The organism is Citrobacter sp. TBCS-14 (genome assembly GCF_005280805.1).
In the GTDB taxonomy this organism is placed as follows: domain Bacteria; phylum Pseudomonadota; class Gammaproteobacteria; order Enterobacterales; family Enterobacteriaceae; genus Citrobacter; species Citrobacter gillenii.
On sequence record NZ_SZWM01000391.1, the window covers coordinates 321 to 533 of the forward strand.

A 213-nucleotide genomic window follows, 5' to 3' on the forward strand; every position below is an offset into this window, starting at 1 on the left:
TCAGTGCCACGCCTTCATCACACAACGCTTCCTCGCTCATGGCTCGCCCTGACTGAATCAGCTTACGTAGTACACGCACTTCGCGCCCGTTGTTGAGCGCGGCTGCGCCAATTATCGCTCCATCGCGCAACTGGAACCAGATAGCCTTGCCGTCCTCCGGGTTTCCACGACACAGCCAGCTTTCTCCCTGCATCTCACCGACAAACTGTAGGT

The 213-nt window shown here is 57.7% G+C and carries 1 protein-coding gene; it reads right to left on the reverse strand.

The features are described 5' to 3' along the window. Positions 1 to 213: oxidoreductase C-terminal domain-containing protein (locus FDX22_RS15725; protein ID WP_304571771.1), on the reverse strand; the 213-nt coding region annotated here is incomplete at both ends.